We start from the raw sequence: 21,584 nt of genomic DNA, 5'->3' as shown, positions 1-21,584 counted from the left end.
CTAATCGCGAGCCCCTGAGGCCGTCAAGGCCGGATCGTGGAGCGCGCGTCCGCCGTCGAGGATCTCCACTGGTCCGGCGAGTCCGGTCACCACCTCGACGGCGGCCCGCAGGAGGACGCGGCCGGCCATCGGGTCGATCGCCCCCGCCAGGTGGGGGACGCTGGTCCGGAACGTCACCCGGTAGGTCACGGTGCTGCCGCCCGGCGCGTCGCCGAACTCCCACGAACCGCCGAACGAGACGAAGTCGCCGTCGGTCTGCTCGAACCGGAGCCGGAGCGGTCCGGCCTCGGTCGCCTGGGTCCACCGGGCGACGCCGTCGCGGAAGGCGAGGGTGTACCGGTGGACGCCGGGCCCGGCCGCTTCGACGGCGATGATGTCGCCCGCGGCCTCAGGGAACCGTTCCTGCTCGCGCACGAGCGCGAAGACCTCCGCCGCGGGACGGCCGGTGGACAGGGTGAGCGCGTATTCGGTCATCACGAGCCTCCGGTGACGATGTTGACGCCTTGCAGATGCGTCGTCCGCAGCATCAGGTAGTTGGCCTCGCCGAACGCGCCGCCGGTCAGGCCGGTGCCACCGTGGGTGGGCAGGAACGGCCGGAACGCCGAATGCGAGTCGTTGACATTGACGACGCCGCAGTTCGTGACCTCGGCGGCGATCTTCCGCACGACCCGCTCGTCCCGAGCCCAGAAGGAATTCCGCAGACCGTAGGCGTTCTCGCCGACGAACCGGAGCACGTCGTCCAGCATCGTCTCGTCGTCGACGGCTTCCGGGACCACCACCGGCACCAGCGGCGAAAAGGTCTCCTCGCGCACGGCCCGGGTCTCCCGTGCGGACCGGAGCCCGTTCACGCGGAGCACCGCCGGTTCGACGAACAGCCCGGTGTCGGACGGCGTGCCGTCGACTTCGAGCCGCCGTCCGCCGTGCAGAAGCTGCGCGCCCTTGTCGAGGGCGTCGGCGATGTCGGCGAAATGGGTTTCGGCCATCAGCACCGGGGTGAGCACGGTTTCCGGGTCGTCGGGGTAGCCGGGTTTGGTCTTCGCGGCGGCCTCGGTGAGGCGTTCGAGCAGTTCGTCCGCGATGGCGGGATGGGCGACGACCTGGTTGGGGATGTTGCAGATCTGCCCGGACTGGCGGAAGTTCTCGGTGATGGCCGCGACCGCGCCGTCGAGATCGGCGTCGCGCCAGACCACACAGCAGTCGTTGCCCGCCAGCTCGAGGATCGGCTTCTTGCCCGCCGTGACGGCGGCGCGTTCGAACTCGAGCCCCTTCGCGCTGCCACCGACATAGACGATGTCGTCGACACACGGGCTGGTCAGCCACAGGTCGGTCATCGGCGGTCCACAAAGGACGTTGAGCACGCCGGGCGGCGCGCCCGCCTCTTCGAGGACGGGAACGACCACTTCGCGCAAGGTGTGCGTGGTCGCCAGCGGAACCCCGCGCGGGGCGCGCACCACGACCGCGTTGCCCGCGAGCAGCGCCGTGACCCCGAAAAGCGCGTTGGGGGTCGACGCGTTCTGCGGCGGGTTCACGCAGACGACCCCGTCCGGTGCCCGGCGGACGGTCGCCAGCCGGTTCTCCGTCTGCCGGGTGGACTCCATCTGCCCGGCACACCAGTCCAGCGTCTCCGGACTGAAGTCGGCGCGCCAGTATTCGTCGAGCGTCGGGCCGGCCAGTGCCCGCGGTTGTCCCTCGGCGACGAGCAGGTCCACGAGGTCGTCTCGCCGCTCACGCAGCCGTTCGCCGATCCGGACGCCCAGCGCGACCCGGTCCCGCAGGGGGACACGGGCCCATTCCGGCGCCGCCCGTGCCGCCGCTTCCACGGCCTGCCGCGCCATCGCCTCGTCGGCCACCGCGCAGCCACCCGCGACCTCCGGACCCGCCGAACGCGGATCCACGAGGCCCGCGTCGAGGTCGCGTTTGAGCGCCAGCGCGCCGAAAGTGTCCTCCAGTACCGCCCGGGCGGTGACGGTGTGCACGTAACGGCCCTCGGGATGGTCGACGTCCTTGCCGTCGATGTAGGCCGGATACATCAGGAGCTCGTCTGCGGTCATCGCCGCGTCACCTCTTCCTCGCGGGCCCCGGCCGTGGCCGCGGCGATGGCCGCCGCCTGGCTCCGGATCTCGGGTACCGCGGTGCTTTCGAACTCTTCGCCCCGGCGGAGCGCGCCGAGGGTGTAGATACGCCGTTCGTCGCCGTGCCGTCCGAGTACGCGGCCGTCCCGGCCGGTGGCCATGCCGAGTCCGATCGGATCGGGCTTGGCCGTGCCTTCGGTGAACAGGCGCCGCAGCAAGGGATCGGGGTCGTCGCGGACCTCCTGCCGGAACCCGGTGGCGTTGACCAGCCATCCGACCGGGAGCTGACGGCTGCCGGACGGGGTGGCCAGGCCGACGTCGAAGCCCGTCGCGGTCGGCCGCACCCGCTCGACCCGGCCGCGGTGCAGCCGGAGCCGTCCGGATCGCAGCAGTTCGCGGATCCGGTGGTGGGTCGCCGGGGCGGCACGATGCCGGTGCACGTCCCAGAACCGGTTGACGCGGTCCAGGAAGCGGCGCCGTTCACCGGGGTCCAGCTGCCGCCACAGCCGCGCGGTGTGCGGCCGCATCCGGTCGACGAACTCGCGCCAGTGCTCCGGTTCCCGCGCCAGGCACCGGCGCGCGTAGCCGAGCAGATCCCGCAGGGAGTCCAGTTGTCCCGGTGGTTCCGGCACGGACGCGGCTTCCGACGCGCGGCCGGATCGGTGCGGCCTCGGCAGCAGCCCGTGCCTAGACACGGCGTGCACCACCGTCTCCGGATGCGCGCGGGTCACCGAAACGGCGATGTCCATCATGGACAGACCGGTGCCGAGGACCAGCACCGGCGAACCGTCCGTCGCCGCCTGTGGTCCCGCGCCCCACCAAGGATCGGCCACGTAGCGATCCGACCCGCCGGGCAGCAGGCCCGCCAGCGGATCGCCGTGCCCGGCGCCGGGAGCCAGCACGACGGTGTCCGCCCGGACCGGGCGGGGCCCGTCCAGTTCGACGGTCACCCCGCCCTCGTCCGTCGTCAGGCCGACGGCGGTCGCGGTGACCCGCTCGACCGTCGCCACCCCGGCCGCCCGCCGTTCTTCGGCCACCAGCGTCTCGGTCAGGTAGCGGCCGTAGTCGCCACGAGGCAGGAACGTGCCGTCTCCGGCGTCCCAGCCCCGCGCCCGGCTCCAGCGGACGAAATGCCCGGGGTCGTCGTCGAGCGCGCTCATCTTCCCCGCCGGGGTGTTGAGCAGGTGCTCGGGATCGGTGGTCCGGTAGGCCACGCCGGGGCCGAACTCGCCGCCGCGGTCGACGAGCACGAGCCGCAGCCGTCGCCGGTGTTCGACGGCCGTGCGGAGCAGGTGCGTGGCGGCCAGCGCGCCGCTGGCGCCGACCCCGATCACGGCGACCTGCGCGGGCTCAGTCATCCGCGTTCCGCCCCTCCGGTGGTCACCGCGGCCAGGGTGTCGCCGAGCATCCCGGCGGCCAGGGTGTCGCCGTCCTTCGGGTCGATCAGCAGGAAGGAACCGGTGGCCGCGCAGTCGACGTACTCGTCCGAGGGAAGCGAATCGGCCACCCGCAACCGGACCTGGCCCATGTCGTTGAGCGTCAGCTCGCCTGGACCGTCCACAAGGGACAACTCCTGCTCGTCGAACCGGGAGACCAGATCGGGCACGACGCAGGACGTGGTCCGCGTGCCGTGCTTGAGCAGCGCACGCGCGCCCGGTCGCAACGGGGTTCCGGCCAGCCAGCAGAGCGTCGCGTCGAGCTCCTGGCGCACCTCGGGACGGCGGGCCGCCGCCGCGATGAGGTCGCCCCTGGAGATGTCGAGTTCGTCGGCCAGCACCAGGGTCACCGGACTCCCCGCGGCCGCCTCGTCGACCTGCCCGTCCGCGGTGTCGACGGTGGTCACGGTGGTGGTCGTCCCTTCGGGCAGGACGACCACCTCGTCACCGGGCCGGACCACGCCCGCCGCGACCTGACCCGCGTAACCGCGGTAGCCCTGGTCGCCGTCGCGCAGCACGTACTGCACGGGCATCCGGAAGCCGACGTCGCAGCCGCGCTGGTCGGGCGTGATCTCTTCGAGGTGCGCCAGCAGCGTGGGCCCGTCGTACCACGGCGTCCGGTCCGACGCGGTCACGACGTTGTCCCCGGCGAGCGCGGAGATGGGGATCGTGGTGACCTGTTCTTCGGTGTAGCCCAGGGAAAGCGCGTGTGCGACGAACTCGGCCCGGATCGACTCGTGGACACTCTCGTCGAAGTCGACGAGGTCCAGTTTGTTGACCGCGAGCGTGATTCCCGGAACGCCGAGCATGGCCATCACCGCCAGATGCCGCCGGGTCTGCGGCAAAACACCCATCCGCGCGTCGGTGAGCAGCACCGCGTGGTCCGCGGTCGACGCGCCGGTGACCGTGTTCCGCAGGTACTGCACGTGCCCCGGGGTGTCGGCGAGCACGAAGGTCCGCCCGGCGGTGGCGAAATAGCGGTAGGCGACGTCGATGGTGATGCCCTGCTCGCGTTCCGCGCGCAGACCGTCGACCAGCAGGGACAGATCGGGGTCGGTCAGGCCGCGTTCCTCGCTGCTGCGCAGCACCGCGTCCAGTTGGTCGCTGAGCACGGACTTGGTGTCGTAGAGCAGCCTGCCGACGAGGGTCGACTTCCCGTCGTCCACGCTGCCCGCGGTCACCAGTCGCAAGAGGTCGGTCGTCATCAGAAGTAGCCCTCCCGTTTGCGGTCTTCCATGGCCGCCTCGGAGATGCGGTCGTCCGCACGGCTGGCGCCGCGTTCGGTGAGCCTGCTGGCCTTGATCTCGTCGATGATCCCGGCGACCGTGTCGGCCTCCGATTCGACCGCTCCGGTGCAGGAGCCGTCACCGACGGTCCGGTAGCGCACCAGCCGTTCGACCAGTTCCTCGTCGTCGGCGGGGCCGCCCCACGGTCCGGGCGTGAGCCACATGCCGTCGCGCCGGTGCACCTGGCGGCGGTGGGCGAAGTACAGCTCGGGCAACTCGATGTCACGGTGCTCGATGTAGCGCCAGACGTCCAGTTCGGTCCAGTTGGAGATGGGGAAGACCCGGACGTGCTCACCGGCCTTGTGCCTGCCGTTGTAGAGGTTCCACAGCTCGACCCGCTGACGCTTGGGATCCCAGCGGCCGAAGGAATCGCGGATGCTGAAGACCCGTTCCTTCGCGCGGGACTTCTCCTCGTCGCGGCGCCCGCCGCCGATCACCGCGTCGAAACGCTGATCGGCGATGGTGTCCAGGAGCGGCACGGTCTGCAGCGGATTGCGCAGCCCGTCCGGGCGTTCCTGGACGGCGTCGCGGTCGATCCAGTCCTGGACGGCCGCCACGTGCAGGCGCAGACCGAACCGTTCGACCAGTTCGTCGCGAAAGGACAGTACCTCCGGGAAATTGTGCCCGGTGTCGACGTGGACGAGGGTGAACGGCGGGGTGATCGGCGCGAAGGCGCGGATCGCGAGGTGGACCAGCACCGTGGAGTCCTTGCCGCCGGAGAACAGCAGGGCGGGCCGGTCGAATTCGCCCGCGACCTCGCGCAGGACGTGGATGGCCTCGGCCTCCAGCGCGGAGATCCCGGCCGTGACCCGGTCAGTGGCGGGCGCGCTCATCGGACGATCGCCTCCTGTCGCTCTCGTTCGCAGCGGTCCAAGGCCCGCTCGATCATCTGAAGGCCCTCTTCGACGTCGCAGTCGGACGTGTCGACCCGGACCTCCGGGCTCGCCGGTGCCTCGTAGATGTCGCTGAAGCCGGTGAGCCCGGCGACTTCGCCGCGTTCCGCCTTGGCGTACAAGCCCTTCACGTCGCGCTGGACGCAGATGTCGATGGGGGCGTGCACATGGACCTCGACGAAGTTCAGGCCCTGTTCCTCGTGTTCCGCCCGGACCTCGGCGCGGGCGGTGCGGAACGGCGCGATCACCGAGACCACGACGAGCACGTCGTGCGCCGCGAGCATCGAGGCGATCTTGCCGATCCGGCGGATGTTCTCGATCCGGTCCTCCCGGTCGAAACCGAGTTCGGGGAACAGCTCACGCCGGATGACGTCGCCGTCGAGATGTTCGACCTCGCGGTGCCCGCGATGGCGCTCCGCGAGCTTCTTGCCCAGTGTCGACTTGCCGGAACTGGGTAGTCCGGTCAACCACAGCGTGGTGGTCATGGGACTCCTTCCTTCTGGTGTGCGGTCGTCAGGGCGCGTACTCGCGGCCCAGCAACTGCCGGGCGACCACGAGTTTGGTGGCGTTTTCGGTGCCGTCGGCGATTTCCTGCCCGACGGCGTCGCGCAGACGGCGTCCGGCCGGGTTGCGCTCGTCCCAGCCGCGGTGGCCGAAGGTGAGCAACGCCTGATGGGCGGCTTCGACACCGACCCTGGGCGCCCACCACTTGGCCATATTGGCTTCGGTGCGGTGGTCCAACCCGGCGTCCTTGCGCCACAAGGCCTCGTAGGCGAGCAGCCGGGCGGCGTGGACGCGGGTGGCGTGCTCCACCAACGGGAACGCCACGCCCTGGTGCTTGCCGATGGGAACGCCGAACGTGGTGCGTTCGCGAGCGAAGGCCAGCGCGTCGGTCAGCGCGGCGTCCGCCGACGCGACGGCGAGGATCGCGATGAGCGCCCGGGAATGGTCGAAACCGCGCATGACACCGACGAATCCTTCGCCGATCTCGCCGACGACGTCGTCCCGGCTCGCGGGGTAGCGGTCGAATTCGATCGTCGCCCGTCCGCCGGCGCGGGCACCGAGGTCGGTCAGGGCCTCCCGCCGGACCCGGGGGTGGTCGAGCCCGACGTAGAAGGCGGTGACCCCGCGGGCCCCGTCGTCGCTCGTCCTGGCGAAGACCAGGCCGTGTGTCGCGTGCGCGCCCAGCATGATCGACGTCTTCGTGCCGGTGAGCGTCCAGCCGTCGCCGTCGGGTTCGGCCCGCAGCCCGATCGCCGCGGCGTCCGTGCCGTGCTCGGGTTCGGTGAGCACCAGCGCGACGACCGACTCGCCGGACGCGACCGGGGGCAGCCACTTCGCCTTCTGCCCGGCGGTGCCGTTGCGGTCGATGATGCCGCCGATCAAGGCCGCGTTGAGCACCGGATAGCAAGCCGTCGCTTCGGCCTTGGCCAGTTCCTCCACGGCGACGCCTGCTTCGACGGCGCCGAGTCCGCGTCCGCCGTACTCCTCCGGGACGCAGAGCCCGGTCAGTCCCGCGCGGCCGAGTTCGCCGAAGAAACCCGGCGGGAAGGTCCGTTCGCGGTCGTTGCGGGCGGCGCCGGGGGCGATGTGCTGTGCGGCGAAGGTCCGCACCTTCTCGGCCAGCGCTTGTTGTCCGTCGGTGAATGCGAAATCCATGTCGTCCTCTCCGGTTCAGCCGGCCAGTCGCTCGCGCAGCTTGAACTTCTGGACCTTTCCGCTGGGTGTCTTCGGCAGGGCCTCGGCCTCTTCGAGACGCTCGGGCCAGTACTGCTTGGCCATGCCGAGGCCGTCGAGGTGATCGCGCAGTTCGGGCAGCCGCGGCATGCCGTCCGACGGCACGATCACCGCGCACGCCCGTTCGCCCAGCCGGTCGTCGGGGTAGCCGACGACGGCGACGTCCTTGATGGACGGATGCCGCAGCAGTGCCGCTTCCACCTCGACCACCGGAACCTTCTCACCACCGCGGGAGATGACGTCCTTCTCCCGCCCGGCGATGCGGATCCCGCCGTGGCCGTCGTCGCGGGCGAGGTCACCGGTGTCGAACCAGCCGTCGGCGGTGAGGTTCTCGGCGTAGACCTCGGGACGGCGGAAGTAACCGAGGCACTGGGTCGCGCCGCGTACCTGCAGGTGCCCGGTCTCGCCGGGGGCGACCTCGGAACCTTCGTCGTCGACGATGCGGATCTCCATCCCCGGTACGGGGGAGCCGTCGCTTTCGGCGGCACGCAAAGGCGGGTCTTCCGGCCGGGTGATGGTGGGCGCGCCGTTCTCGGTCATGCCCCACAACGCGTACAGCCGGCAGCCCAGTACGTCGCGAGCCTGCTCCACGAGCACCGGCGGGATCGGCGCGCTGCCGGTGGCGAAGGTCCGCAGCGCGGACAGATCGCGCCGCCGGGCCTGCTGCCGGTCGATCAGGTCGACGAGGAACGGGGGAGCGCCCATGAAGAAGGTGACCTTCTCCTCCTCCAGCGTCCGAAGCATCTCTTCGGCGTCCCAGTTGTCGATCTGCACCCCGGTCGCGCCCAGCAGCAGTGGCATGGTGAAGTTCCACGTCCACCCCGCGTTGTGCGTGGTGGGGGAGCCCATCGCGGTGACCTCGCCGCCGCCGAGGCCCAAGGCGTCGATCTGCATCCGGTTGGTGGCGTGCACCGTGTTGTGGCTGTGCAGCACGCCTTTCGGCTCGCCGGTGGTGCCGGAGGTGAACATCAGGTAGGCGATGTCGTCCGGCCCGGCGCCGCGGCCGGTGATGTCGCCGGTGATCGCGCCTTCGGTACCGGGTTCGCCCAGCAGCGCGGTGTCGAAGTCCAGCGCGCCTTCGAGCCCGGCGGAATCCGCGGGTTCGCCGGTGGCGCCGACGAGGACGCGGTGCTTGAGGGTCGGCGTGGTCTCGGCGACCTCCGCGCTCAGCTTCGCGTGCGAGAAGTTCCGGTGCCGCACCGGTCCGATGTAGACCGGGCTCTCGGTCAGGCCGGTCATGAACGACAGTTCGCGACGGCGCATGATCGGCAGGACCGGACCCGCGACGGCGCCGATCCTGGCGCACGCCAAGGTGGTCGCGACCAGTTGCCAGGAGTTCGGCAACTGCAGGGTGACGACGTCACCGTGTTCGACGCCCAGCCCCGCGAGGCCGGCCGCGATCCGCTCGACCCGGCGTTCGAGTTCGGCGTAGGTCAGGGTTTCCGTCGCGCTGCCGTCGGTGTGCCGGATGACGATCGCGCGGCGATCGGGATGCTCGCGGGCCGCGCGGCGCAGGTCGTCGACGAGGGTCTCCTCGGCGCGCCACCAGCCTTGGGCGAGGTAGTGCTTCGCGAGTGCTTCGGACATGATTCCTTCCTCCGGTCAGACGACCGCGCGGGTGTTGCCGCCGTCGGCGAGCAGGAGCGTGCCGGTGACGAACGACGCCTGCCTGCTGGCCAGGAACGCCGCCAGCGCACCGAAATCACCGGGATCGCCGACCTTGCGCACCGGCACCTCGGCGGCCGCGGCGCTCGGATCGGCACCGGACGGGCCGCGCAATGCCGGGGTGTCGTGATAGCCGGGGGCCAGTACGTTCACCGTGACCCCGCTGTCGCCGAACGCGTGCACCAGATTCCGTGCGTAGCCCAGCAGACCGAGCCGGGCGATCCCGGACAGCGCGTTGTGCGGCATCGGCTGCCGGACCGATTCCGAGGTGATCATCAGCACCCGGCCCCAGCCACCGCGTTTGAGATGCGGGGTGGCCGCGTTGACCAGCGTGACGTGCGGGATGAACGCCGTGTCGAACGCCTGCCGGAAGTCTTCCACGCCGAAGCCTTCGACCGGGCCCTGATTCACGCCGCCGGTGTGGCCGACCACGATGTCGATGCCGCCGAATTCGATCGCGGCGTCGGCGACCCAGCGCTCGACCGCGGCGACGTCGGCCATGTCCGCGACCTGGCTGTGCACCCGGCCACCGCCGATCGCCTCGAGCTTTCCGTGCGCGTCGGCGAGCCTGTCGGCGTCGCGGGCGCAGATCGAGACGTTCGCGCCTTCGGCGGCGAGCGCCTCGGCGACGCCGAAGCCCAGCCCGCTGCTCGCGCAGGCGACCAGCGCGGACTTGCCGTCCAGTCCGAGTTCCATCAGTGCTCCTCTCCGGCGCGGACGCCGTAGCCGTAGCGGAGCAGTTGCGGCCCCGCGGCGACCGTGGTCAGCGCCTTCGGTTTCCAGTCCAGTTCGGTCCGCCACCGGCGGTCGGCCCGGATGGGCACCCGGCCGTGGCGGAACCGGTCGGGATTGCCGGTGACGGTGTGGTTGACGCCCAGTTCGACGGTGCCGTCCGGGGCCACCGGGTTCATCCCGGCGATCCCGGCGAACAGCATCACGTCGCCGATGACGTCACGGGGGCTCTCGGCGAAGTCCTCGTGGCGGATCCGGAGGTACCGTTCCCGTCCGGCGACCGCGAGCAGGTCGGACGCCGCGTTGACCGCGGTCCAGTAGCCGGTGCTGCGCGCGGCGCTCATCCTGGTGACGTAGTCCTTGTCCTTGCGGTAGGAGAACGCCGTCGCGCGGGCGTCCCGGACGACGTGCAGCACCCGGACGTCGAGGTCGTGCCTGCCCAGCAGCGCCGCGGCCTCCGCCGGGTACTTCGAACCGTCGACGACGACGTCGGCGTCCGCCGCTTCCGCCGTGGCGCGGTAGAGGCCGGCGGTCAGCCCGGTCAGCCAGGCCACGTCCGGCGGGATCGGCCGGACGCCGAGCGATTCGGCCAGCCGCGCCGGCGTGTGCCGGGCCCGGAAACGGGCCGACTGGACGGCGTCGGCGGCGGCCGCGGCGTGCCGGTCGGCGACGACGCCGGTCGTCAGCACCTGTGACCACAGTGGACAGTCGGTGACCGGGGCGCCGCAGCCGCAACTGGAATTCGTCCCGGTGCCGAGCACCCCGTTGCGCCACAGGTAGTACAGCTCACCGGCGTGCACTGTGCGGTGTGCCTCGCCGAGGACGTTGCCGATCATGGTGCTGCCGCAGCGCAGCATCCCGGTGATGTAGAGCACCTTCATGTCCCGGCGCCTTCCTGGGAAAGCAGGACCAGATGCTGCGGGAGATGCACGGCGAGCCCCATCCGGCTGCTGGCCTCGATCAGGTCGCCGCCGTCGGCCGCCGCGCCGCGCCGCAGGGTCAGGGTGGACACCTCGGGATCGAGGAAGGTGGTGGCGGCCCGGAAATCACCGAGCAGCACCTGGTTCCTCGCGATCATCCTGGTCCGAGAGATGCGGATCCCGGCTTCGGCGAGTTTGCCGAGCAGCCCCGATTCCACGGCCTGCCAGTACACCGCGTTGTGCGCCACGATGCCGTCGCACGATCCGCCGGTCTCCTCGACCATCGCGGCCGCGTGGGTGAGCATGTCCACCGGTTCCCGCTCGGTCCGGAGCGTCCGCGAACCGGGGAGGCCGACCAGTCCGGAGACCAGACCGTCGTCACTGCCGTGCAACAGCACCTGGTTTTCGGTGGTGCCGAAGCGAACCAGCAGCCGGTAGTCGATGAAGGAGGCGAGCAGCCGCGGATGATCCAGCAGCCCCGGCGGAACCGGCAGCCCGACCCCGATGTCGGTCAGTTCCGCCTCACCGAGTTTCGGTTCGAACTGCGCTTCCGGCGAGGTCGCGAACGTCGTGCCCGAGACCTCCCGCCGGTTCTGCTCCGGCCGCGGTTCGTGGATGTAGTGCGCGTTGCCGTCGCGAATCGTCGCCATCTTCATCAGCTGCCGCACGGTGTAGCGGGGCCGGTCGGCGAAGAGCGGGAACGCCGTCGGCAGGTAGGCGCGGAAGGTGACGGTGACGTCGTCGCTACCGGAGCCGAGCGTGGCCGCCTGCGCGAATTCCGAACCCGGCGTGCTTTCCGTCATCGCGGGATCGGCGAGCAGCTGCCGCTTCTGCTTCGTCGGGGACGTGGTCTGTGCTGTGGTCATCACTGCCTTTCTCGGCCGTCAGGCCGGGCTTTGGATAGGGGGTCAGGCCGCGACGGCGACCCGGCCGTGCACGACGTCGCCGAGCTGGCGGGCGAGCCTGCCGGGATGCGGGTCCTCGAAGATGTTGCGGCCGATGGCGACACCGGACGCGCCCGCGCGCATGGCGGACGCCACCCGGCGCAGGAGCAGCTTCTTCTCCGGTACCGGCGGGCCGCCCGCGACGACGACCGGGATCGGGCACGCCCGCACCACGTCCGCCATCGCCTGCGCGGAACCCGGATGGCTGACCTTGACCAGATCCGCGCCGAGGTCGGCGGCCAGCGTGGCCGAATGGGTGACCAGTTCGGGATCGCTGGCGTCGCTGATCCGCGGTCCGCGGGCGTACATCATGGCCAGCAAGGGGATGCCCCAGCGGTCGGTGTGCTCGGCGACGCGGGCGAGGTCGGCGACCTGGGACGCTTCCTCCTTGGAGCCCATGTTCACGTGGACGCTCACCGCGTCCGCGCCCAGCCGCAGCGCGGCTTCGACGCTGGTGACCAGGTACTTCGCGTCCGGGTCGGGGGCGTGCGCCGTACTGGCGCTCAGATGCACGATCAGCGAGGTGCTGGCGAAGCGCGCCGGGTCGAGATGCCGGGCGGTTCCCTTGTGCAGCACGATCGCGTCGACGTCGGCGTCGGTGAGTTCACCGACCAGCTTGTCGAGCGAGTCGTCGGGGGTGACCGGCCCGTTGGCCACGGAATGGTCCAGCGGGACGATCATCAGCCGTCCGTCGCGGTTGTCGTCCATCCGGTCCAGGCGCAGCCGCGCGCCGAAGGATTGGGGCTGACTCACCGGAACTCCTTTCTTGCTCAAGCCGGGATGACCGGCGTGGTGGTGTCCGCTTCGTCGAGGCCGAAGCACTCGTAGAGCACGGTCACCGCTTCGTGGACGCGGTCGCGGGGGACCAGGAACGTGGTGCGGGCCTGTGCGCAGGACACGCATTCCGCCGCGATGTCGGCGGCGGCCAGCGCGGACAGTCCCAGCGCGGTGAGCCCCGGCCTGCTGAGCAACCCGGTGCCCACGGCCGAAACCCGGCCCAGCTCCCGCCGGACCACCACCGAACAGTCGAGCGCTTCCCGTACGGCTTCCACCGCCGCGTCCCGCAGGACGTCGGACACGCAGAACTCCATCCGCAGCGGGGCGTCCGGTGGTGAGGACCAGACGACCGAATCGACCGGGATCTCCACCCGCGACAACGCGTCGAGGATCTGGGCGCTACCGCGCACCCGGTCGCATTCCGCGTCGATCGCCACGACCGAGACCCGTTCGTCGTGGGTCACGGCGATGACGCCTGCCCGTCCTTCCAGGACTTCCGCGTCGAGCATCGATGCTCCTTTTCCGATGATGGTGCTGCCTTGGCCACGGCCGGTCGCGTCGCGGACGACGATGTCGATCCCGTGTGCGGCGGCGAGTTCCACCGAGCGCGGATGCAGCACCCGCGCCCCGGAGAACGCCATCTCCGTCATGACCGGCGCGGGCAGGCTGCGCAGCAGTCCCGCTTCCGGCACCACCCGGGGATCGGCCCGGCGCACGCCTTCGACGTCGGTGTAGATCTCGCAGACCGGCGCCCGGAGCGCGACGGCGAGGGCCACGGCGGAGGTGTCGGAACCACCGCGGCCGAGGGTGACGACCGCACCGGCGGGATCCAGGGCCTGGAAACCCGCCACGATCACCACCTGTCCGCGGGCGAGCCGTTCGTGGAGGCGGTCCGCCTCGATCGAGGCGATCACTCCCGCGCCCGGCCTGCCGACCGCCCGGAGACCGGCGTCCGGCCCGGACAGCGACACCGCGGGAATCCGCAGGTCTCCCAAGGCGATGGCGAGCAGTGCCGCCGACGCCAGCTCGCCGGTGGCCAGCAGCTTGTCCAGTTCCCGTGGATCCGGGGTGTTGCTGGCTTCGACGGCCGAGCGGACCAGATCGTCGGTCGTGTCGCCCCGTGCGGACACGACGACGACCAAGGGCATGCCTTCGCGGTGGGTCCGCGCGATCCGGTGGGCGACGGAGGCGACCTTGGCCGCGTCGGCCAGAGACGAGCCTCCGTACTTCTGGATCCTGATGTCCATTTCGCTCCGTCCCCAGGAATCCTTTTCTCCGGTCGGGAATTGGGTGCCCACCGCGGTGGGCACTCCCACTCGCGTAAATCCGTGAACCTCGGGAGCGAGGCCGCCGGGCGCGGACCCCGGCAAACGGAGTCCCAGTCACTGAAACAGGGGAGTGCGGATGGCGTAGCCCCCGGTTTCCACAGAAAAAGGCCGCTTCTCCTGCGTTATCGGCAAGAGAAGCGGCCTTAGGCTGACGATCTCGTCGGTGGGGTCAGTCCGGCGCGAGCCGCCCCTGTTCGTAGGCGATCACCCGGAGCGCGAGTTCCACGCGATTCGTCACCTGGAGTTTGGTGAAGGTGTTCCGGACGTGGGTGTCGACCGTGTGCCGGGAGAGGGTCAGCTCCGCGGCCACGGCCTTGTTGGTCAAGCCCTGCGCGACCAGCCGGGCGACGCGCGTTTCCGTCTCGGTCAGGTTGGACCACCGGGCCGGGGACACCGGCGGGATCATCTCGGTAGTGACGGCGACCGGGGTTTCGGCCGCGGCCTGCTCGCGGTGGCCGTCGCTCCACGACCGGTGGATGCGCGTGGCCTCGTCGGTCAGGCCTCTCGCCCGCTCGTGATCACCGAGTCCCCTCGCCAGTTCCCCGGCGTCCCGCAGCGCGAGGACCCGCGCCGGGCGCCTGCCGCTGATCCGGTGCAGCTCGGCCGCGGAGGTCAGCGCACCGAGGTCACCCTCGTTGAGGCCCGCGGCGTGCGCCGCGGCGGCCGCGGTGGAGGTCACCCCGGGATTGCGGGCGGCCAGGTCCCGCGCGGTACGGACGATCTCGTCCGCGCGCGGACGGTCGCCGCGGCGAAGGGCCAGTTTCACCAGGACCGGCGCGATCAGCGGGCCACCGGTCGCGGTGAAGGCGACCGGATCGGTCGCCGCGTGCAGCCCGTTCGCGACCTCGGCGGCCTCGTCCTCCCGCCCGGCCGCCCAGAGCCAGAGCGCTCGCCGCCAGGTCAGATGGGCCACCTGCGCCCTCGCGCCGCCCTCGGCGAGCGTTTCCGCCTCACGCAGGTTCGCGTCGGCCTCTTCCAGCCGGCCGAGGCTGACGCGGACCTCGCCGAGAAGGCACAGCAGCCTGCTGAGCAGCGCGCCCGCGGGCTGCTCACGAGCCGCGCGGACACCGGCTTCGGCGTCGGTCTCGGCTTCGGAGAACGCGCCCCGCGCGGCCCACATCCTCGCCCAGTGGTGATGCCAGGTCGGGGTGGACCACGAGGTGCCGAGGTGCCGGGCCTCGCGGCGCGCCAGGGTCAGGGTCGACGCCACTTCGTCGAAGCGGTCGAGCGCCATCAGCGGACGGCACAGCCACAACCTCGGATGCCGTTGCTGGGCGCGCGGGCCGATCCGGTCCGCCGCGCTGACGGCGGCGCGGGTCAGCGTCAGCGACCGGTCGAACTCGCCGCGCCTCAACGCCGTCAGGCCTTTCGCCGCCGAGCCGAGCATGATCGCCTCGCCGAGGCCGAGCGCGCTGCCCGCGGCGAGACTGTCGTCGGCCGCGCGCTCGGCCAGCGCGATGTCGTCGTCCGAGCGCGCGAGGCTGTAGGCCTGCACCGCGCGCAGTTCGGTGCGGTGTACCGGGGTGAGATCAGGCCTGGCCAGCGCGAGCCGGGTGTACTCCGCCACCGCGTTGTCGCCGCCCCAATCGTGCGCGGGTTCGGCCAGTTCGGCGAGGGTGCGCACCATGGTGGTCGCGGTGTCCGCGTCGGCGGCGCGGTGCACCGCCCGCTCGGCGAGTTCCCAGGCCAGCCTGCCGTCGCCGGTGACACTGAGCAGCCGCACCGCCTCGACGGTCAGGGATTCCGCCATCGGGTGGGCGTCGCCGAGCAGATGCAGGAGGCGCAGCACCAGACGGGCGGCGACCTTCGGTTTCCGCTCCGCGTTCCGGCGGACCTCCTCCCACAGCAGGTCGATCGACTCGCCGAGGCTGCCGCGTCCGCTGCGCACGAGGTGGTCCAGCACCTCGTCGGGTTCCCTGCCCTCCGCGCGGACCACCGTGGCGGCCTCCCGGTGCAGCGCCATCCGGACCGGTTCGTCGAGTCCGGCGTACAGCGCCTTCCGGACGAGTTCACTGCGGAAGCGCAGCCCCGCCGGTTCCGGGGAGAGCACGCCCGCTTCGATCGCCTCGGTCACCGGGCCGACGAGTTCGGTCGGGGGCCGTCCGGTGAGCCCGGCGACCTCGTGCACGGTGAACGTCCTGCCCAGTACGGCACCGGTCTCCAGCAAGGTCACGACCGGCTCGGACAGATCGGAAAGCCGGGCTCGCATCTTCTGCGCGACCCCGTCGGGCATCGGCAGCAGTTCGGCGTCGGGCAGGAGTTTCGCCTGCCTGTCACGCACTTCGACCTGACCCGCGCTCAGCAGCCAGCGAACCAGTTCCTCGGTGAGCATCGGGTCACCGCCGCCGCCCGCGGCGACCTCCAGTACGTCCTCGTCCGGGACGGCACCCAAAATGGCTTCACAGAGCCGTTTCAGTTCGGCGGCGGTGAGTCTGCCGATCGTGACACGCCGGGCGCCCTCGGCCGCGAGCGCGTCGACGACGCCGCGAACCGAGGTCGAGGCCAGCGACGGCCGCGAAACCAGCAGCCACAGCACGGGGGAGGAGGCGAGCGCGGGCACCAGAACCCGCAGCGACAACGCGGTGAGTTCGTCCGCGTGGTGGAAATCGTCGAGACAGAGCACCAAAGGACGTTCCGCCGAGAGCCGGATCAGCCGCTCCCGCAACCGGTCCAGCGAGGCCAGCCGGTTGCCGTCGAGATTCCCGAGATCCGCGGTCGCCTGCCGGGTCCACTCGCTGCCGCTCAACGTCGCGACCAGCGTCGACAGCGAGGCGGCGCGATCGGCGCGGGTGGCCCGGCCGTGCGCGACGGTGATCCCGCGGCACCGGGACGCGTTGATCGCGTACTCGGTGATCGCGCCCTTGCCCATGACCCCCGAACGTTCGGCGATCACCACCGCGCCGCGGCCGGATCCCACCGTGGCCAGCGCGTCGTCGACACAGGCGACGGCCTCGGTGCTCATGAATTGCGAAGTACAACGCTCAGCCGATCGGCACCCTTGATCGGGCACGGTCAACTCCCTCCAGCGTCCGGCGACAAGACGACCGCTCCGGCCCCCATGCCTTTCCTCGAACAGTTCGCCTGATCGTCAGCTCCCCAGTGAACCGCGCTCCGTTCGCCGGTGCGAATACCCGGCGGCCGTAATCGGACTACTACGCTATTCGAGTGAAAAGGATTATTCGCCCCAATGGTACGACGAAAGCGCACTCATCCGCCGTGCACAGGAGAGATGCGGTCTTAACGGGCGAGAGTGAGCCGCTCCGAGACGGGGACGCGTCGCCGATCCGGTGAATGAGCTTCGGCTCGTCGGGTACTAGTGGATCAACTGCCAGCACGATCCGATCCGAATCCGCTGGAGGATGGAGTGAAGAAAATCTGGATCTGGGCCCTGTTCGCCGGCGCGTTCGCGGTGTCCTGCACCGAATTCGTCGTCGTCGGACTGCTTCCCCAGATCGCGACCGATCTCGAGGTGTCCGAGGCGGTGGCGGGGCAATTGGTCACGCTGAACGCCGTGGCCTTCGCGGTGGGAGCACCCGTACTGGCCGCCGCTTTCCATCGGGTGGACCGGAGAAAAGTTCTCTTCGGCAGTCTGGTCGTCTTCGCGCTCGGTCACGCCACCGCCGGACTGGCGCCCAACTATCCCGTTCTGCTCGGGTCACGGCTGCTCTCCGGCGGAATGATGGGTCTTTATCTGGCGACCGCGATCGGAACGGCCGCCCGGTTGACCGAACCGGCGAAACGCGCGTCGACGATGGCGCTGATCGTCGCCGGCGTCAGTACCGCGACCGCGCTCGGTGTCCCGGTCAGCACCCTGATGGGGCAGCACCTCGGCTGGCGCGCCCCGATGCTGGTCATCGGCGGGATGGCCTTGGCCGCACTGGCCTTCATCGCCGCCGTCGTCCCGAAGACCGGCGCCGACGACGGCCCGCCGCTCGGCGAGCGTGTCCGCGCGCTGGGTGCCAAGCCGGTGGTCGTCGGGCTGAGCGCGATCGTGCTGTTCTGGGGCGCTTCCTTCACCGTCTACACGTATTTGGTGCCACTGCTCGAACAGCGCTCCGGGGTGCACGGCACGCTGGTGATCGTCGTGCTGTTCATCGCGGGACTGTGCGCCGTGCTGGGCAACATCATCGGCGGCAAGGGCGCCGACAAGAACTCCCGGCTCACGTTGCTGCTGACCGCGGGGATCACGGCGGGCTCGCTGCTGCTGGTGCTGCCGCTGTCCACCGGCCCGGTGCAGGCGATCATCCTGGTCACCGTCTGGCAGCTGGCCGCCTGGTCGTTCGTGCCCACCGTCCAGGCCGCGTTGTTCCAGGCCGCGGGCAAGGGCGGTGAACTGGCCGTTTCGTTCGCGGTCTCGGCGTTCAACGTCGGTATCGTCGCGGGCGCCGGCTTCGGCGGGATCGCGCTGGCCCGCGCCGGGCTGCCCGGAGTCGCGATCCTCGGCGCGGCCTTGGGTGTGGTGGCGCTGATCCTGGTGATCTTGCTCGTCCGCTTCGTCGGCAAGGCCGAATCCGGATCCGAGCCGGTCCGGCACGAATTCGACGCCGTGCTGTTCGATCTCGACGGCACCCTCATCGATTCGACCGCCGCGGTCCGCCGTGCGTGGCGGCGGTGGGCGGAAGAAGTCGGTGTGGACCCGGAGCGGCTCGCCGGGACGGCAGGCAAACCCGCGAAGGACATCGTCGCCGCTTTGCTGCCACCGGACCGGTTCGACGAGGGCCTGGACCGCTACGCGCACATCGCCACGCACGACCTCGAAGGCGTGGTCATCCTGCCCGGCGCCCGGGAAGCGACCGAGGCGACCGGGGAACGCAAGGCCATCGTGACCTCCTGCACCCGCGACGTCACCGATGCCCGCACCGCGGCCGCGGGGCTGCCCTCGACCGACGTCCTGGTCACCGCCGACGACGTCGAACGGGGCAAACCGGAACCGGCGCCGTACCTCCTCGGTGCCGAACTTCTGGGCGTGGACCCGCAACGCTGCCTCGCCGTCGAAGACACGGCGTCCGGCCTCGCTTCGGGAACCGCCGCGGGCTGCGTGACCCTCGGTATCGGTGACGCCGACCGGCTCGACGCCGACATCGTCGTCCCCGACCTGTCCCACGTCCGCTTCGAGGTGGTGGGGGACAAGGTCGCCCTCACCGTGGGGAGCTGACCTGTGGACGACCACGCGCTGGCCAGGCGGCTCGCCACGGCCGCGGGCGAGCTCCTGCTCGGACTTCGCGACGACCACCCGGACCTGACCGGTGCGGAGCTGGGCAAGGAGGGCGACCGGCAAGCGAACACCTTGCTGCTCAAGGCTCTCGCCGAACACCGGCCGGACGACGCCGTCCGTTCCGAGGAAAGCGAGGACCGGGTCGCGACACCGGGACGGGGCCGGTTGTGGATCATCGATCCGCTGGACGGCACTCGTGAGTACCGCGACCGTGACCGGAAGGATTGGGCCGTGCACGTGGCTTTGGCCGAAGACGGATGCCTCGTCGCCGGTGCGGTCGCGGTCCCGGCGGCCGGTCGTACGTTCGCCACCGACCGGCCGGAACCGCTCGCCCCGGCCGGTTCGCCTCCTCGCCCGCGAGTGGCCGTCAGCCGCGGTCACCGCCCGCCGCTCGTCGATGCCTTGGCGGACAAGATGGCCATCGACGTGATCCCCATGGGCTCGGCGGGAGTGAAGGCGGTCGCCGTCCTCACCGGCGCCGCGGACGCGTATCTCCACGCGGGTGGTCAGTTCGAATGGGACAGTGCCGCACCGGTCGCGGTCCTCGACGCCGCGGGCGCGCACACCTCGCGGATCGACGGAAGCTCGCTGAGATACGGCAATGCCACGCCGGAGTTGCCGGATCTGCTGATCTGCCGTCCGGAGCTCAAGGAGGTACTGCTCGCCGGGGTGGCGGCTGTTTCGTGAGCTAGGGTCCGGCTGGTGGAGAGTCTGTTTCTGACCCGGGTGCTGGACGTGCTGCGTTCCGGTGGCGACGAGGCGCTGTTCGTCCAGGACGGGCGCGTGACCAGCTATGGGCAGGCGCTCGATCTGGTACGCCGGTTGTCCGCGGGACTGCCCGAGGGCGGGGTGGTCGCCATCGACGCCGGCAACCGGCCGGAAACCGTTCTCCTGCAGATCGCCGCGCAGCTGCGGGGCGCGACCGTGCTGCTCGTCGCCGCTTCGGCGAGCTTGCCGGATCGCCTCGCCGCGGTCGAGGCGGCCGGCGTCACGACCCTGGTGACCGAGGAGCCGTCGGGCTGGCCCTCGGGCGACGCGAGGGTGATCAGGCTCGACGAACTGGTGGACCGCGACGGTACCGATCCGGCTCGGCTGCCGGGCTCGGTCACCGTCATCTTTCCCACCGGAGGTACCACCGGTACGCCGAAACTCATCCGGCACAGCGGGATCTACGACGGGATGGCCCATATCTTCGCGCCGGATCCGGCGAGGCCGGGACGCACCCTGCTGATCGCGCCGATGACGCATATGACCGGGAACGCCACCGTCCTGGGTGCGATCCTGCGGCGGGAAAGCGTGGTGCTGCTGCGAGGATTCGACGCGGGCGCCGTACTGGACGCGATCGCGGAACACCGGATCACCACGTTGTCCCTCACTCCCGCGCGGCTGGCCGCGGTGCTCGACCATCCGGCCATGACCTCGACCGACGTCAGCGGTGTGCGGCAGCTTTCGCTGGGCGCCGCACCGCTTTCGCCAGGGCGGCTGGCCCAGGCGCTCGACGCGTTCGGACCCGTGGTCGGGCAGGGCTACGGGCTCACCGAAGCACCCATGATCGCGAGCATTTCGGCGGCGGAGCTCGACGGACGGCCGGAGCGGCTCGAGTCCGTCGGCCGGATCGTGCCGGGGATGGAGGCCAGGCTCGACGACGGCGAGGTACTGGTGCGCGGACTGTCCATGATGGACGGTTACCACGGTTCGGCGCCGATCGGCGACGGCTGGCTGCGGACCGGCGATCTCGGGCGGTTCGACGACGAGGGGTACCTCTACCTGCTGGACCGGGCCAACGACGTCATCATCACCGGCGAGCACGGCACGAAGGTGTACTCGACCGTGGTGGAGAACGCGCTCGCACGGAATCCGCTGATTCGTTCCGTCGCCGTGTTCGGTGTCCCGGACGAAGGCGGTGAGGGTGAGCGGGTCCACGCCGTGGTCGTGCCGGTCACTTCAGGAGCACTGACAGCTGGCGAAGTCCGGGCGCACGCCAGGGAGTTCTTCGGCCGCGAACATTTCGTACCGTCCGATGTGGACTTCGCCGACGCGCTGCCGCTGACCGCGATCGGGAAGGTCGACAAGCGGGTGCTGCGGGCGCCGTTCTGGACCGGGCACGGGCGCCACATCGCCTGAGCACGGTGCGGCCACTCGGTCGGGTGAGAGCGCTGCTGGGTGGCGAATCCGGTGCTACGGTCCGCCTGATCAGGCAAGATCGCTCAGAAAGGACCCGGTGATGACCGCCGCGCACACCGAACACGCCGGCCATACGCACGCCCACGGTGAAGGGTGCGGCCACGTCGCCGTACCCCACGGCGAGCACGTCGACTACGTGCACGACGGGCATCTGCACCGGCCCCACGACGGGCACTACGACGAGTGCGAGACCGGCGACCACGTCCCGCATCAGGGGCACGACCACGCCCACGGCGAGGGGTGCGGCCATGTCGCGGTGCCGCACGGCGACCACGTCGACTACCTGCACGACGGCCACCGCCACGCCGTGCACGGGGACCACTACGACGACCACTGACACACGCGCGTGTCATAAGGGGTCCCCATAGGACGTTTTTCGTCCTATGGGGACCTCC

General features: G+C 70.8%; 18 protein-coding genes. 4 read left to right on the top strand and 14 right to left on the bottom strand.

Features of this window, described 5'->3' with window-relative positions:
• From ACZ7KI_RS35160 to ACZ7KI_RS35095, 14 genes are all read right to left on the bottom strand, one after another.
• Positions 1–474 carry an SRPBCC family protein gene (locus tag ACZ7KI_RS35160; RefSeq protein ID WP_470277327.1) on the bottom strand — a complete coding sequence of 158 codons (474 nt, stop codon included), beginning with the start codon at positions 472–474 and terminating at the stop codon, positions 1–3.
• Positions 474–2,051 carry an aldehyde dehydrogenase family protein gene (locus tag ACZ7KI_RS35155; protein ID WP_470277326.1) on the bottom strand — a complete coding sequence of 526 codons (1,578 nt, stop codon included), beginning with the start codon at positions 2,049–2,051 and terminating at the stop codon, positions 474–476. The genes ACZ7KI_RS35160 and ACZ7KI_RS35155 overlap by 1 nt, the downstream gene beginning before the upstream one ends.
• On the bottom strand, positions 2,048–3,430 hold the full coding sequence (locus ACZ7KI_RS35150; protein ID WP_470277325.1) for an FAD/NAD(P)-binding protein: 1,383 nt from the start codon (positions 3,428–3,430) through the stop codon (positions 2,048–2,050). Before ACZ7KI_RS35150 ends, ACZ7KI_RS35155 begins: the two co-directional genes overlap by 4 nt.
• Positions 3,427–4,713 carry a sulfate adenylyltransferase subunit 1 gene (locus ACZ7KI_RS35145; protein ID WP_470277324.1) on the bottom strand — a complete coding sequence of 429 codons (1,287 nt, stop codon included), beginning with the start codon at positions 4,711–4,713 and terminating at the stop codon, positions 3,427–3,429. The genes ACZ7KI_RS35150 and ACZ7KI_RS35145 overlap by 4 nt, the downstream gene beginning before the upstream one ends.
• Positions 4,713–5,627, bottom strand: a complete 915-nt coding sequence (gene cysD / locus ACZ7KI_RS35140) for a sulfate adenylyltransferase subunit CysD (RefSeq protein ID WP_470277323.1) — start codon at positions 5,625–5,627, stop codon at positions 4,713–4,715. The genes ACZ7KI_RS35145 and cysD overlap by 1 nt, the downstream gene beginning before the upstream one ends.
• On the bottom strand, positions 5,624–6,172 hold the full coding sequence (gene cysC, locus ACZ7KI_RS35135) for an adenylyl-sulfate kinase (RefSeq protein ID WP_470277322.1): 549 nt from the start codon (positions 6,170–6,172) through the stop codon (positions 5,624–5,626). Before cysC ends, cysD begins: the two co-directional genes overlap by 4 nt.
• A 28-nt stretch (positions 6,173–6,200) precedes the next feature.
• Complete coding sequence (locus ACZ7KI_RS35130) at positions 6,201–7,346, bottom strand: acyl-CoA dehydrogenase family protein (RefSeq protein ID WP_470277321.1); 1,146 nt, start codon at positions 7,344–7,346, stop codon at positions 6,201–6,203.
• Positions 7,347–7,361: 15 nt separating this feature from the next.
• A complete protein-coding gene (locus ACZ7KI_RS35125) occupies positions 7,362–9,011 on the bottom strand; it encodes an AMP-binding protein (protein WP_470277320.1) in 1,650 nt (549 codons plus the stop codon).
• Positions 9,012–9,026: 15 nt separating this feature from the next.
• The gene (locus ACZ7KI_RS35120) at positions 9,027–9,785 is read right to left on the bottom strand and encodes an SDR family oxidoreductase (protein ID WP_410582726.1); all 759 of its coding nucleotides are present in this window, start codon (positions 9,783–9,785) and stop codon (positions 9,027–9,029) included.
• Positions 9,785–10,702, bottom strand: a complete 918-nt coding sequence (locus tag ACZ7KI_RS35115; RefSeq protein WP_470277319.1) for a hypothetical protein — start codon at positions 10,700–10,702, stop codon at positions 9,785–9,787. Before ACZ7KI_RS35115 ends, ACZ7KI_RS35120 begins: the two co-directional genes overlap by 1 nt.
• Entirely contained in the window at positions 10,699–11,607 is a 909-nt protein-coding gene (locus tag ACZ7KI_RS35110) for a family 3 encapsulin nanocompartment shell protein (protein ID WP_470277318.1), read from the bottom strand. Before ACZ7KI_RS35110 ends, ACZ7KI_RS35115 begins: the two co-directional genes overlap by 4 nt.
• A 42-nt stretch (positions 11,608–11,649) precedes the next feature.
• Complete coding sequence (locus tag ACZ7KI_RS35105; RefSeq protein WP_470277317.1) at positions 11,650–12,438, bottom strand: 2-amino-3,7-dideoxy-D-threo-hept-6-ulosonate synthase; 789 nt, start codon at positions 12,436–12,438, stop codon at positions 11,650–11,652.
• Between the two features lie 17 nt (positions 12,439–12,455).
• Positions 12,456–13,709: an aspartate kinase gene (locus tag ACZ7KI_RS35100; protein WP_470277316.1), complete on the bottom strand. Its 1,254-nt coding sequence runs from the start codon at positions 13,707–13,709 to the stop codon at positions 12,456–12,458.
• Between the two features lie 250 nt (positions 13,710–13,959).
• On the bottom strand, positions 13,960–16,752 hold the full coding sequence (locus tag ACZ7KI_RS35095) for a LuxR C-terminal-related transcriptional regulator (RefSeq protein ID WP_470277315.1): 2,793 nt from the start codon (positions 16,750–16,752) through the stop codon (positions 13,960–13,962).
• Between the two features lie 402 nt (positions 16,753–17,154).
• On the opposite strand from ACZ7KI_RS35095, the gene ACZ7KI_RS35090 reads away from it, so the two are divergent.
• The 4 genes from ACZ7KI_RS35090 (at position 17,155) to ACZ7KI_RS35075 (ending at position 21,526) form a co-directional block, all read left to right on the top strand.
• Positions 17,155–18,945 (top strand): MFS transporter, encoded by a 1,791-nt coding sequence (locus tag ACZ7KI_RS35090; RefSeq protein ID WP_470277314.1) that lies wholly within the window; start codon positions 17,155–17,157, stop codon positions 18,943–18,945.
• A 3-nt stretch (positions 18,946–18,948) separates the two neighbouring features.
• Complete coding sequence (locus tag ACZ7KI_RS35085) at positions 18,949–19,692, top strand: 3'(2'),5'-bisphosphate nucleotidase CysQ (protein ID WP_470277313.1); 744 nt, start codon at positions 18,949–18,951, stop codon at positions 19,690–19,692.
• Between the two features lie 15 nt (positions 19,693–19,707).
• Positions 19,708–21,129 carry an AMP-binding protein gene (locus tag ACZ7KI_RS35080; protein ID WP_470277312.1) on the top strand — a complete coding sequence of 474 codons (1,422 nt, stop codon included), beginning with the start codon at positions 19,708–19,710 and terminating at the stop codon, positions 21,127–21,129.
• 100 nt (positions 21,130–21,229) lie between these two features.
• On the top strand, positions 21,230–21,526 hold the full coding sequence (locus ACZ7KI_RS35075; RefSeq protein ID WP_470277311.1) for a hypothetical protein: 297 nt from the start codon (positions 21,230–21,232) through the stop codon (positions 21,524–21,526).
• Positions 21,527–21,584 lie beyond the last annotated feature (58 nt).

The sequence above is a fragment of the Amycolatopsis sp. NPDC039088 genome (assembly GCF_055598845.1).
The sequence above is the reverse complement of the archived record's forward strand: the minus strand, read 5'-3'. Positions and strand labels throughout refer to the sequence as shown.